The sequence below is a fragment of the Streptomyces griseus subsp. griseus genome (genome assembly GCF_000720255.1).
In the GTDB taxonomy this organism is placed as follows: Bacteria; Actinomycetota; Actinomycetes; order Streptomycetales; family Streptomycetaceae; genus Streptomyces; species Streptomyces griseus_I.
In genome coordinates, this window is sequence record NZ_JOJE01000048.1 from 40,152 (window position 1) to 53,372 (window position 13,221).

General features: G+C 70.1%; 8 protein-coding genes and 4 pseudogenes. 6 read left to right on the forward strand and 6 right to left on the reverse strand.

Features of this window, described 5'->3' with window-relative positions:
* Window positions 1–71 precede the first annotated feature (71 nt).
* From IG99_RS52175 to IG99_RS37835, 3 genes and pseudogenes are all read right to left on the reverse strand, one after another.
* Window positions 72–185: pseudogene (locus IG99_RS52175) on the reverse strand (2-hydroxyacid dehydrogenase); the annotation flags it as partial.
* Window positions 186–210: 25 nt separating this feature from the next.
* Window positions 211–942, reverse strand: a complete 732-nt coding sequence (locus tag IG99_RS37830) for a flavodoxin family protein (protein ID WP_037682435.1) — start codon at window positions 940–942, stop codon at window positions 211–213.
* Window positions 943–1,088: 146 nt separating this feature from the next.
* Window positions 1,089–2,172: pseudogene (locus tag IG99_RS37835) on the reverse strand (DUF5937 family protein).
* Between the two features lie 99 nt (window positions 2,173–2,271).
* Here IG99_RS37835 and IG99_RS37840 point away from each other — a divergent pair.
* Window positions 2,272–3,532 (forward strand): annotated as a pseudogene (locus IG99_RS37840) (MFS transporter).
* Window positions 3,533–3,664: 132 nt separating this feature from the next.
* Here IG99_RS37840 and IG99_RS37845 read toward each other — a convergent pair.
* A complete protein-coding gene (locus tag IG99_RS37845; RefSeq protein WP_037682539.1) occupies window positions 3,665–4,396 on the reverse strand; it encodes a TioE family transcriptional regulator in 732 nt (243 codons plus the stop codon).
* A 58-nt stretch (window positions 4,397–4,454) separates the two neighbouring features.
* Between IG99_RS37845 and IG99_RS37850 the strand changes: the two genes are divergently transcribed.
* The 4 genes and pseudogenes from IG99_RS37850 (at window position 4,455) to IG99_RS37865 (ending at window position 8,488) form a co-directional block, all read left to right on the forward strand.
* Entirely contained in the window at window positions 4,455–5,657 is a 1,203-nt protein-coding gene (locus tag IG99_RS37850; RefSeq protein WP_037682436.1) for an erythromycin esterase family protein, read from the forward strand.
* 153 nt (window positions 5,658–5,810) lie between these two features.
* A pseudogene (locus IG99_RS37855) lies at window positions 5,811–6,074 on the forward strand (helix-turn-helix domain-containing protein); the annotation flags it as partial.
* A gap of 126 nt (window positions 6,075–6,200) precedes the next feature.
* The gene (locus IG99_RS37860; protein WP_234312091.1) at window positions 6,201–7,181 is read left to right on the forward strand and encodes an LLM class flavin-dependent oxidoreductase; all 981 of its coding nucleotides are present in this window, start codon (window positions 6,201–6,203) and stop codon (window positions 7,179–7,181) included.
* 116 nt (window positions 7,182–7,297) lie between these two features.
* Window positions 7,298–8,488, forward strand: a complete 1,191-nt coding sequence (locus IG99_RS37865) for an MFS transporter (RefSeq protein ID WP_051866389.1) — start codon at window positions 7,298–7,300, stop codon at window positions 8,486–8,488.
* A 480-nt stretch (window positions 8,489–8,968) separates the two neighbouring features.
* Here IG99_RS37865 and IG99_RS37875 read toward each other — a convergent pair whose 3' ends face one another.
* Window positions 8,969–9,457, reverse strand: coding sequence for an MSMEG_6728 family protein (locus IG99_RS37875; RefSeq protein ID WP_037682441.1), 489 nt, complete (start codon window positions 9,455–9,457; stop codon window positions 8,969–8,971).
* A gap of 34 nt (window positions 9,458–9,491) precedes the next feature.
* Entirely contained in the window at window positions 9,492–9,944 is a 453-nt protein-coding gene (locus IG99_RS37880) for a hypothetical protein (protein WP_037682444.1), read from the reverse strand.
* A gap of 356 nt (window positions 9,945–10,300) precedes the next feature.
* Here IG99_RS37880 and IG99_RS37885 point away from each other — a divergent pair, with 356 nt between their 5' ends.
* A complete protein-coding gene (locus IG99_RS37885) occupies window positions 10,301–13,195 on the forward strand; it encodes a glycosyl hydrolase family 95 catalytic domain-containing protein (protein WP_037682445.1) in 2,895 nt (964 codons plus the stop codon).
* Window positions 13,196–13,221 lie beyond the last annotated feature (26 nt).

The window sequence follows — 13,221 nt, forward strand, 5'->3', positions numbered from 1 at the left end:
GCACCGCATGTGTGACCGACCCGATGTGAACACCCACGGGACAACGGCGAACAGGTCGGCCCACAGGCAGGGTCGGAGTCGGCGAACAGCCGCAGAGCCAGGCAGTCGGCGTTCTCGGCGACGCCCCAGCCGAGCAGGCGCATGCCGAAGCCGTGGGCGATGCGGGCGAACGCCGTACCCGCCCGTGACGCGGGCGGACGGGCGTCGCTCTCAGCGGTGTTCGGGGTTGTCCGCGCCCGGGCGGCAGCCGGCGTCCCACTGTGAGCGCTGGTTGCCGTGAGCGGGGACGCCTCCGGAGCGCTTCAGAAGGGCGGCGAGGTGCATCAGGTTCCAGGTCATGAAGCTGGTGTTGCGGTTGGTGAAGTCGTTCTCCGGGCCGCCCGAACCCGGATCGAGGTACGACGGCCCGGGTCCGGCCGCGCCGATCCAGCCGGCGTCCGCCTGCGGCGGGATCGTGTACCCGAGGTGCTGGAGACTGTAGAGGACGTTCATCGCGCAGTGCTTCACGCCGTCCTCGTTGCCGGTGATCAGACAGCCGCCGACGCGACCGTAATAGGCGTACTGGCCTTGCGAGTTGAGCAGCGAGGAGCAGGCGTAGAGACGCTCGACGACCTGCTTGGTGACGGAGCTGTTGTCGCCCAGCCAGATCGGGCCGGCGAGCACGAGGATGTCGGCACCCATCACCTTCTCGTACAGCTCCGGCCACGCGTCGACGGCGAAGCCGTGCTCGGTCATGTCCGGGTAGACACCGGGTGCGATGTCATGGTCCACCGCACGGATCACGTCCGTCGTCACCCCGACGGCATCCATGATGCCCCGGCTCTTGTCCAGCAGCCCCTGGGTGTGACTGAGCTCCGGGGACGGTTTCAGCGTGCAGTTGATGTAGAGGGCGGTCAGGTCGTCGAAGCGGTACGGGGTGTCGCCGCCAGGTGAGGCTGTCATGGCGGCAGCCTCTCGCATGTGTTCCATTTTGTCCCGATTCGACGCACCCGATCCGCGCGCCCGCAAGGGACATTTCTGTTCCTTTTGGCGTGTGCGGGGTGCGACGCCGGGTGATCAAGGTCCGTCGTGAGCGAACCCCAGGCCGCTCAGCGCAGTACCGCCGCCAGCAGGTCCGTGCCCAGGGCCGTCAGGGCGGGGAGGTTGAGGGTGTAGCGGACGTAGCGGCCGTGCCGCCGGGGCGTGAGCAAACCCGTGCGGCGCAGGACGGCGAGGTGGCGGGAGACCTCCGGGGGTGAGAGTTCCCAGGTGTGGGCCAGCTCGCCGGTGGTGTGCGGGCCGCGGGCCAGGGTGCGCAGGAGTCGTAGGCGTACGGGGTGTGCGAGTGCCTCCAGCCGTAGGGTGACCGTTTCCAGCGAGACCGGCTCGGACGGGCTCGGCTCGGCCACGGGGTACTGCACCACCGGCTGCCAGCCGGGCGCGTGCACCACCAACAGGTGTGGGCTGCCGAAGACGCTGGGGACGAAGGTGATCCCGGTGTGGTGAGCGGTGGTCGCCTTGTCCTGAAGCTTGTCCACGGTGATGCAGTCCCCGTCGGGGGCCAGGGTGACCGCGCCGGAGACCGATGCGAGGGCCGACCCGATCCCGTGGCGCTTCAACAGGTCGGTCTTCAGGCGCACGTCGGTGGCGAGTCGCACGGCGACACCCGCCCAGGCGGCGTCGAAGAAGGCCTCGGCGCACTGTTCGAGGGTGCGCCGCACCCGCGCCCGTACCGCGGCCGGGTCCGCGAGCAGCCGTTCCGCGAACGCCTCTTGCCGCGCGCCGCGCGCCTGCGCCAGGTCCAGGGCTCGCGCGCGCCGTGGCGTCGGTGAGCGGGGACGGCGCGGCGAGTTGGACCCGGCTGCCGCCGCACGTGGTGGCGAGCGCGGCGGTCACATACGTTTCGTCGTCGATCCGGTCCACGTCGTCCAACTCCTCGACGAGCGTCGGCCGGGGTCGGGCGGGAATCATGAAGTCGGCTTGTGAGGAACGCCAGAGGAACTCCGCCTCCCGCAACCGCTCGGCCAGCTCCGGCCGCAGTCGGGTCCAGACCTCCCCGGCCCAGTCGGCCAGCTGCGGATGATGCCCGGGCTCGGCCAGCACATGCAGCATCGCGGTCAGCTCGGCCAGCGGGGAGGCGGCGAACCGCAGTCGCTCGTACGGCAGGCCGCTGATGTCGATCCTCAACGTCACCCTTCATCATCACTGACCGGACGACCGGCGACGGCATCGATTGACGGTGTCTGTCAACCGACGTGCCGGGCCCGGCGGCCGAACGCACCGTTTGACGCCATGGCAACCACCACCAAGATCCAGCCCCGCGCCCTCGTCCGTGCCTCCGGAGGCCCCCGCTATGCGGTCGCCCTGGCCGTGGACGCGCTCGGCACCGGCCTCCTGCGGCCCTTTCTGCTGCTCTACGGGGTGACGGTGCTGAGGCTGTCCGCGCCGGTCACCGGCGCCGCCATGACGGTCGGAGTCGTGGCGGGCCTGGTGTGCATGCCCGCGGTGGGGCGCTGGCTGGACCGGGGCGCCCGCAGCACGGTCGTGGCGGCGTCCATGCTGGTACGGGTGCTGGGCGTGGCGCTGCTGCTGGCCACCCCCGCGGGGCACCCCTGGCTGTTCGCGACGGCCGCGCTCTTCCTCGGCGTCGGCAACCAGGCATGGCCTGCCGCCCACGCGGCTCTCGTGGCCACGGTCGCCCACGGCCGGGAACGCGACGCCGCCCTCGCGGGAGGCCGCGCCCTGCGCAACGCCGGACTGGGGGTGGGTGCGCTCATCGCCACCGTATGCCTGGCGGGCGGCACCACCGCACTGCAGGCGCTGGCAGCCGTGACCGGGTTCGCCTGCCTCGGCGCGGCGGCCCTGTCGTGGTCGGTCCACCTGCACGCGCGTCCGGCGGCCATCCCGGCCGAGGACGGGGACACCGAGCCCGCACCCCGGATGCGCGCGCTGCTGGCCGCCAACGTGGTCTACGTCTTCTGCCTCAACGTTCCCGAAATCGCGCTCCCGCTGGTCCTGGTGACACAGCTGCACGCCTCCCCGGTGTGGCCGGCGGCCGTCTTCGTGGCCAACACGGTGCTGGTGGTCACCCTGCAGGTCCCCGTCACCGTCCTGATGTCCCGCTTCTCCCGGCGGACCGTGCTGGCTCTCGCCGGCGTCGTACTCGCCGCGTCCTACCTCGGCTTCCTCGCGGCCACCTCGCTGGGAACCGGCTGGGGCGCCCCAGCCGTCGCCGCGGTGTCCGTCCTCTGCACCATCGGCGAGATCATCTACGCCGGCAGTGCCACCGCGCTCGTCACCGCCCTCGCACCGGCCCATGCCCTCGGGCGCGCCCTCGCCCGCTTCGAGCTCTCCTCGGGCTTCGGCCTCGCCGTCTCTCCAGCGGTCATCACCACCCTCGCACCCCACGGGCCCGGCCGCCCTGTGGGGCAGCCTCACCGCTGCGACGCTCCTCTCCGCCTCCGCCGTCGCGACCGAGAAGGACCGGGGAACGCGGTCGGCGGTCGCGGCGGCCGGGTGCGAGCAGCGTCGCGAGCTCGGCAGTCGCCTCTGACCACGGTTCGAAGCACCGGCGGCGGCTACAGCGCTGACAAGCTGCCCCACCCGAGCTGACAGGATGCCGCCCTCGACCGGGATCGATCCCGCCGGTCTCGAGTCGGCCTCCCTTCGGCCGCCACCCGACGCCTCACCCGCGTCGGTGAAGATACGCCTCCAACTCGGCAGCCCCGGTCAGCAGCTCCCGTCCGCGGGCGGACAGTCGGCCGCGCCAGTTGCCCAGCGCGGCCTCCAGCGGCTCCAGCCCGCCGGCCGCCCGTACCTGGGCGATCAGCGGGGCGATCTGGTCCAACAGGTACCCGCCGCGCCTGAGTTGGTGGGCCAGCCGGGCGTCCCGCACGTCGGCGTCGTCGTAGACGCGGTACCCGGTCAGCGGGTCGCGGCGCGGGTGCACCAGTCCGGCACGCTCCCATTTGCGCAGCGTCGCGGGCCGGATGCCGAGTTTCCCCGCCAGCGGTCCGATGAACGTTCCGCCGGGCTCGGGGCCCACCCCGGGCTCGGACGTCATGGTGATCTCCAGGTCACGGAGGGCGCTTTCCACGGCCTGAAGGGTCCGACGGTCGTCGAGCAGTTGGGCATGGCTCTCGTCGATGAGGCGGAACGCCTCGTCGGCCGCGCCGTCGTTCACTGCCCGCATGATCGCCGTCGCGGTCCGGTGACCGTGACCGGGTACCAGGGCGAGGAACGCGCGCAGGGCTCCCGCGTGCAGCGAGGTGTAGGTGCGGTAGCCGTGCGCTGTGCGACCGGTCGGCGGAAGGATGCCGGCCTCCTCGTAGTTCCTGACCGCCTGCGTGGACAGACCATGCCGACGCGCCAGATCAACCGGCCTGAGCCAGTCGGCCGTTTGAAGGTTTCGCCCCATGCGCTTGCCCATATCGCTGAAAAGTCTCAACCGAAGGTTCAACGATACCGTTGAGGCCATGGCTACGGACATCAAGGAGACCACGCATGCCGTCGAGGCCGCCTCCGTCATGAGGCTGCTTCCCGCCCGGCCGCGGCTGCTCGCTCTGGGCGAGCCCACCCACGGCGAGGAGACCCTGCTCGACCTGCGCAACGAGCTCTTCCGTCAGCTCGTCGAGCAGGAGGGCTACCGGACGATCGCGATCGAGAGCGACTGCGTGATGGGCCTGGTCGTGGACGACTACGTCACCTCGGGCACGGGCACCCTCGACGACGTCATGGAGCACGGCATCAGCCACGGCTGGGGCGCCTTCGCGGGCAACCGCGAACTCGTACGCTGGATGCGCGAGCACAACGACGGCCGGCCCGCGTCGGAGCGCCTCCGCTTCGCCGGTTTCGACGGTCCGCTGGAGATCACCGGCGCCGCGAGCCCCCGGCAGTCCCTCACCGCGCTCCACGGCTACCTCGCGGCCCAGGTGGACACGGACCTGCTCCCCTGCACCGCGGAAACGCTCGACCACCTCCTCGGCGCCGACGACCTGTGGACCGATCCCGCCGCGATGATGGACCCGTCCCGGTCCGTGGGGCAGACGCCCGAGGCCCAACAGCTGCGGCTGCTCGCCGACGACCTGGCAGCCCTGCTCGACACACAGACTCCGCACCTCCTCGCGACGACCTCACGGGACGACTGGGACCGGGCGCACCTGTACGGCCGCACCGCGACCGGCCTGTTGCGCTACCACCACGGGATGGCCGACACCTCGACGGCCCGTATGACCCGGCTGGTCAGCGTGCGGGACCAGATGATGGCCGCCAATCTGCTCGCCGTCGCCGAGCAGGGCCCAGTGCTGGTCCACGCCCACAACGGGCACCTCCAGCGGTCCAAGAGCACGATGCGGATGGGCGGCCGGCCGCTGGAGTGGTGGAGCGCCGGCGCGCTGGTGAGCGCCCGACTCGGCGAGGAGTACGCCTTCGTGGCGACGGCCCTCGGCACCATCCGGCACCGGGGAGTGGACACCCCGCCCCCGGACACTCTCGAAGGCCTCCTGTACGGGCTCCCGGACGACCGCAATGTCGTCGACGCCCCCCGGCTGGCCACCGCCCTCGGCGACACTCCGCCCGCGCCCCGTGTCTCCCCCTGGTTCGGCTACGCCCCACTCGACCCGGCGCACCTGCGGGACACCGACGGGATCGTGTTCGTCAAGGACGTCCCGCAAAGCTAGTGCCCTCCCTCCGCCGACGTGTTCTCGGCCGCCGGCGCGGCCGAGCAACTCGCCGACCGGGGGCGCCGCATGGACAGGGCCGCCGCCGCACCAGGGCATGGTGGGGCGGTCCGCTCCTCGTCGCAGAACGCTCCGCTACGCCGCCTGCCTCCGCAGCCTCTTCGCCGTGACCGCGATCCCGGCCACGACGGCCACCACAAGGGTCCCGACGATCTGGAGCGGCTGAGCCCCCGCGAGCGCGAAGTGCTCGCACTGATCGCGGAGGGCCGCTCCAACGCCAGCCTCGCCGCGCACCTGTTCATCAGCGAAGCGGCCGTGAACAAGCACATCGGCGACATCTTCAACAAACTGGACCTGCCGGCGGACACCGAGGGCCACCGCCGGGTGCTGGCGGTACTCGCCTTCCTACGTGCCTGACCCACCGCCGGCCCTGCCCCGCGAGCGCGCGCAATTCCACCCCCCTCCCCCGCCCTCGGCCAGGGCCGGCGACATGGGCTCCGGAATGGGATTGCACGAGATACGCCCGCCATACAACCTGGACCCGTGGAAAATGAGATCTTCAAGCCGAAACCGGCCGGCGCGATCGGCGTCCTCCTGCCCCGCGACACTCCGGCGGGAGACATCCTTGCCTTCGCCCGACGTGCGGAGGCACACGGCTTCGACGAACTGTGGGTCGTGGAGGACCTCGGCTACCGAGGAGGCCTGGTGCAGGCGGCCACCGTTCTCGCCGCCACGACACGGATCCGCGTCGGCGTGGGACTGCTGCCCGCTGCCGCCCGGAATGTGGCCTTCACCGCGATGGAGATCGCGACCCTCGCCCAACTGCATCCGGGCCGTGTCGACATCGCCGTCGGGCACGGCATGCCGACCTGGATGCGCAGTGTCGGAGCTTGGCCGAAGAGCCCACTCGCCCTCCTGACCGAGTACGTCACGGTTTTGAAGGCGTTGTTGAGCGGCCACCTCGTGCACCACGACGGGACATACCTGCACATCGACGGGTTGCAGCTGCACGAGAGCGCCGCACCGGAGGTGACCCCGGTCGTCCTGGCCGGTGTCCGCGGCCCCAAGTCGCTGGCCCTGTCCGGCGACGTGGCCGACGGAACCGTCCTGGCGGAACCGGTGACGCCCGCCTACGTACGCGAGGCACTCAAGGAGATCGCTCCGACCCGCCCGCACCGTCTGGTCGCCTACAACATCGCGGCCATCGACGACGACCCTGCGGTCGCGCTGGCCGCTGTCCGTCCCACCCTCGACGTGGTGGCGGAACCGGACTGGCGGCCCCACATCGCCCCGCTGCCCTTCTACGACGAGCTCGTGGCTCTGCGCTCGCGTTGCGGCAGCCCGCAGGAGTTCACTCGCGCCCTGCCGGACGAATGGGTGCGGCAACTCGCCGTGGCAGGCACGCCAGGGGAGGCACGGTCGCGGGTGACGGACCTGTTCGACGCGGGCGTCACCAGCGCCGTTCTCACCCCGGTGGGCACCGACCGTCTGGCGTCACTGGACTCGCTGGCGGCGATCCTGTGAGTACTTCACCAATGCCGACACCGACATCGGCACCGACGCCGACGCCGACGCCGACTCATCGCAGCGCCTTCGCTTGAAAGAGCACGTCTGCCTTCGTCTGAAAGAGCACGTCTTCCATGGACCTGGCCACGCGCCGCCGCCGAGCGGCGTTGTTCCTCTTCTTCCTCATACCGGGTCTGTCGATCTCCTCGTGGGTGACCCGGACGCCGGACATCCGAGACCAACTCGACGTCTCCACAGCCCAGATGGGGATCATCCTGTTCGGACTGTCCGTCGGCTCCATGATCGGTGTCCTCAGTTCCGGAACCCTCGTGGCCAGGTTCGGGACCCGACCGGTCATGGGCAACGCAACCATCCTGATCATCCTCAGCATGGTGGTCATCGGCGGCGGGACGATGCTCTCCTCCGCCCCCGTGACCACGGCCGGACTGTTCCTCTTCGGTGCCGGAATGGGCGGCGGAGAGGTTGCGATCAACATCGACGGCGCCGAGGTCGAGCAGATCACGGGACGGACCGTGCTGCCCACACTCCACGGCTTCTTCAGCCTGGGCACGGTCGTGGGAGCCGCCCTCGGCATTCTGTGCACCGCTGTCTCCTTCCCGGTGAAGTGGCACCTGGCCGCCATGGCCGCCGTCACAGCGGCCATGTTCGCCTATGCCTTCCGCGCCATTCCGAGCGCGGTGGGCAAAGCCCGTGCCGACGAGTCGCAGCCCGACACCACCACCGCGTCGGCCCACGCCAAGGTATGGAAGGACCAGCGGCTGCTCCTGATCGGCGGCATCATCCTGGCCATGGCACTGGCAGAGGGGTCCGCCAACGACTGGCTGCCCCTGCTCATGGTCGACGGCCACGGCGTCGACCCGGCCCTGGGGTCAGCCGTCTACACGGGCTTCGCCACCACCATGACCATCGGCCGTTTCGTCGGCGGCTTCCTGATCGATCGCGTCGGCCGCTCCCCCGTCGTCCGGGCCAGCGCCGTCTGCGCGACCCTCGGGATCGCCGTTGTCGTCTTCGCCGATTCCGCCGTCCTGGCAGGCATCGCCGTACTCCTCTGGGGCTTGGGCGCGTCACTCGGATTCCCGGTCACCCTCTCGGCGGCGGGTGACTCCGGCCCCGACTCGGCCGCGCGCGTCAGTCTGGTGGCGATGATCGGCTACGTCGCCTTCCTGGTCGGACCGCCCAGTCTCGGCTTCCTCGGCGATCACTACGGTCTCCGCGTCGCCATGATCGTCGTCCTCGCCTTCACCGCCATGGCGATCATCATCGCCCCCGCGGTGGGCGAGCGCTCCGCCGAGACGGTGTCCTGATCTTCGGCGCCAAGCCGCGACGGTGTCAGTCCCTGCTCCTCCAGGCTTCGGTAGCGGTCACTGTCGCCGTACTCCTCGGAGACCAGGACGGAACCGGCGGAGCAGGCCACTGCTTTCGTGCCACTGCGCGTACACCGGCGCCAACTCAAAGGGATACTGCACGTAGATCTCCCCGGCGAAGCACCGTGCGGCCTGCCGGCGTATCCGGGGCCCGTAGCCCGTAGCCCGTGACCGTCGGGTCGGGGTCGTCCAAGTCCAGGGCGCTCGTATGGACCCGTGGCCGGGAATACGCCGTCGAAGCCATCGCGCTCGTCCAGCCGGCGAACATCTCCGCGACGGGCCACAGTTGGTGGACCGCCTCCGCGACGATCTGGTCCGGGCCGCCGAGGCAGAGGCCGGGCCCTCCAGGGTCGCGCTCTCCCACCTCGTGCGCGGGAGCGTGGCAGATCGGCCGTTGAATCGCCGCGCCGCTGCCTCTCTTCACGGACTCGGCGGCACCGCACTGCCTTCCCGGTCGGACGACGGCCACACATAGGGCAGGTCGTCCGGAACGCCGGGGAAGGCATGCGCGTATGTCTGCGGGTCCTTGCGGACGAGTGCGGACTGGTGGCTGCGGTGGAAGCCCTCATCGCCGAGCCACGGAGGCAGGTCCCCGGCGGCGGCGAGAGCGGGCTGATCGCGCACGGCAGCGTCCGGACGGCAGGCCGCGTACCCGGCGACCAAAGAGGCGGCGCAGCTGTCCGGGTGTCCCTGCTCCCGCCACACCCGGCAGACTTCGAGGCCGTAGCGGACCAGTGCCTCCTCGTATCCGCTCCACATACGCACCGCCGGGTGCCTGCGCCAGCCGTATCCGGGAATGGTCAGGCCGCGCAGCACCTGGAGCGCCTCGACCCGCTGTTTGCCCAGGCGGCGACGGTCCAGGAGCAGGGCGGAGCGCCGGAAGTCGGAATCGGGGAGGAACGTCTGCATGGGCGCATTCCTGTGGTGGTGCGGGCTCGGCCGCTCAGTTGTCCGCGATCGGGGGGCGGGCCGTGTGGTCGGGGTGCCCGGCGGTGCGGCGGGCTTCCTTCATCTCCGCCTCGTAGAGGTGGTCGCGCCCTTGGGCCAGCTCGCTCACCGCGCTGCGCTCCAGCTCCTGGAACGGCCGGTAGTACGTGGCGTCGTAGGCCTCGATGATCTGGAACGTCCAGTGTCCGGGGATGACGTTGCGGCCGAGGACCTCGCTGTGGATCTTGTCGGCCCACGCATGATGTCCCGCTTCTCGCAGCAGTTGTTCGGCCCGGTCCAGTTCCAGGTCGGCCGCACCGGTCAGCTGGTGGAAGCCGTAGAGGTGGCCGCGTGCCCGCTCGGTGGTCTCCAGGGCCTTCGACAGTGATCCGAGCGCCTCCACGGTCTTGTCGTCGACGCCTGCGGGCCGCCGGTGCCGGTGGTCGGGCCCGTCCTGGTACTCACGCATGCCGCTCCTCGGTGCCGTGGCCGTCGATAACTCCGTCACCTTCTCTTCCTGTCCGGCCGGGCGTCCGGACGCATCGTCCCCGGCTTTTCCTTGCCTCGTCTGCCATCAGGCAGTGATACATCCCATCTTCCAGGAAGGCAGCACCCTCCGCCCACGCACCGCAAAGGGAGCAGGCCCCCCGAAGGCACAGTTGAAGTCCATCAAGTCAAGATTTTCCCGTCCTGACCCTGGACACGACAAGAGATCATCCCTGTTAATCCATCCCATGTCCTGGGCGTGCGTAACGCCCGGGGCGGGGTGGGCCACCTCGTCCCGCCTGCCCGGTTGCACCCACCGCAATACAACGGAGTCAGTACATGGAACTGCCCGACCTCCCCGTCAACCGCCGGCGCTTCCTCACCGCCGCCGCGCTGGTGGCCGGCGCCACGTCCCTGCCCCTCGTGTTCGCGGGCAGCGCCTCCGCGGCCGTCCCGCCCCAGGTCACCCTCCCGGACCGCGGCATATGGGACGACGCCACCGCGTCGGCATGGACCGACGGGTTCCTGAGCGGTAACGGCGAGTACGGCGCCGTCTACTACGGGGCGCCCACGCTGGAGAAAATGATCTTCAATCACCACCGGTTCGTCCTGCCCAACGGCAGCCGGAGCGTCATGCCCCCGGTGATCTCCGGCAAGCTCGAATCGGCCCGGGACAAGGCGCTGTCAGGTGACTATTCGGGAGCGGCCTCGACCTTCGCCAACGGCTGGAGCCTGCGCTGGACGCAGACCTTCCACCCCGGCTACGAACTCCGGCTCAGCACTCCGGGCATGACCACCGTCAACGACTTCGCCCGCATCACCGACTTCCGCACCGGCGAGGTCACCCACACCTGGACCGACCAGTACGGCACCTGGAAGCGCCACGTCTTCGTCTCTCGCGCCGACCAGGTCATCGTCCATGAGCTACTGCCCGCCACCGGCCGCACGGTGGACACCACCCTCAGCGTCAACACCGCCCTGGACGGCGTGCCGACGAGCGTCTCCTACTCCACCACCGCCACCGTGAGCAACCGCGACGGCTACCTGAACCTGCGCGGCACCTATCCCTCCGGCGGCGCCTACGGCTACGAAGGCGTCACCCGCGTCGTCGTCACCGGCACCGGCGCCTCGGTCACCGCCAGCGGGTCCACCCTGGTGGTCGCCAAGGCCACCAAGGTGCTGCTGCTGACCAAGCTCGGCCGCTACGAGACCTCCACCGGCTGGAACTCCCAGCCGCTGCAGACCGCCCTCGCCGCTCTGACCGCCGACTACGCCACCCTGCTCGGCCGCCACGCCCCGCAGCACCAGGCGATGTACGACCGCTCCAGCACCGATCTCAACGTCTCCACCGCCGACCGCCAGCTCTCCACCAGTGCCCTGATCGCCCGGCAGAACAGCAACACCTCCGCCATCGACATGGCACTCCTCGAGCGGATGTACGACTCCGGCCGGTATCTGTTCGTGAGTTCCAGCGGTGTCCTGCCACCACGCCTGACCGGCATCTGGACCGGCACCTGGAACGGCTCCTGGGCCGACGACATCACCACCGACGCCAACATCAACCTGCAGGTCGCCGGCGGCAACATCCTCGACCTCACCGACGCCATGCAGGGCTACTTCGACCTCATCCTCGGCCAGCTCGCCCACTGGCGCGACAACGCCACCAACCTCTACGGCGCCCGCGGCTTCCTCGCCCCGTCCCGCACCGACGGCGAGTACGGGCACATGCTGCACTTCAACAGCGGCAGCTTCCCCGGCCAGGCGTGGACCGGCGGCGCCGACTGGCTCCTGTACCCACTGCTCGAGTACTACCAGGTCACCGGCGACGCGGACTTCTACAAGAACAAGCTCGGCCCGGCCCTGATGGAGCTGGCCCTGTTCTACGAGGACTTCCTCACCCGCACCGACTCCAGCGGCAAGGCGGTCTTCGTCCCCTCCTTCTCCATGGAGAACTCGCCGACCAGCACCGGCCAGTACTTCTCCATCAACGCCACCGGCGACATCATGGCCGGCCGGCACGCCCTCCGGGCGGCGATCGACGCGGCGAACACGCTCGGCCTGGAGCAGGGCAGCGGCCAGGGCGTGCAACGCTGGACCGCCCTGCTCGCCAAGCTGCCCGCCTACACCGTCAACAGCGACGGGGCGCTCGCCGAGTGGTCCTGGCCCGGCTTGACCGACAAATACAACCACCGGCACGTCCAGCACCTGTACGGCGCCTGGCCGCTGCACGAGATCAACCCCGAGGAGGAGCCCGACCTGGTCAAGTACGCCCGCAAGGCCCTGGACCTGCGCGGCGACCAGAACTACTCGGCCCACGGCAGCCTGCACCGGGCCCTGGCCCGCGCCCGCCTGAAGGACGGCCCCGGCGTCTACAGCAACCTGCTGAAGATCTACGGCAAGAACATGGTGTGGCGGTCACTGATGACCTCCCACAACCCCAACCTGGACATCTACAACTGCGACGCCGCCAACGCCATCCCCGGCATCCTCGGTGAAGCACTGGTCTACAGCCGCCCCGGAGTCCTGGAGATCCTCCCCGCTCTCCCCGACCAGCTGGCCAAGGGCACCATCAAGGGCGTCCGCGGCCGCAACCGCATCACCGTCGAGTCCCTGACCTGGGACACGGCGGCCCGTACCGCCACCGTCAAGCTCACCTCGGACATCGACCAGGACATCACCTTCATCTGCCGGCGCGGCATCACGTCCGTCAGCACCTCGGCCGCGGTCACCACGTCACCCCTCGGCAACCACGCCCGGGTCGTGTCGCTGACCGCCGGAACCAGCACCACCCTCACCGTCGGCCTGCTGACCGGCACCTTCAAGCTGGTCAACCACAGGAGCGGCAAGGTGCTGGACATCAACGGCGCCTCCACCTCCGATGGCGCCTCCGTCATCCAGTGGCCGTGGGGCGGCAGCACCAACCAGCAGTGGAAGCTCCTGCCGGACTACGACGGCTCCTACCGCCTGGCGAATGTGAAGAGCGGCAAGGTGCTGGACGTCCCGGGCAGCTCCACAAGCAGCGGTACGGCCCTGGACCAATGGTCGGACTCCAACAACCCCAACCAGTGGTGGAAGCTCGTTCCGGCGGCCACGAGCGGCTACTACCGCCTCGTCAACGTCAAGAGCGGCCTGTGCGCGGACGTACAGAGCGGATCCACCGCCGACGGCGCGAAGGTCATCCAGTGGCCCTCCAACAGCGGCTCCAACCAGGAATGGCAGCCCGTCGGACTGTGACGGCCCTCGGTGCGAGAGCCGGCGGC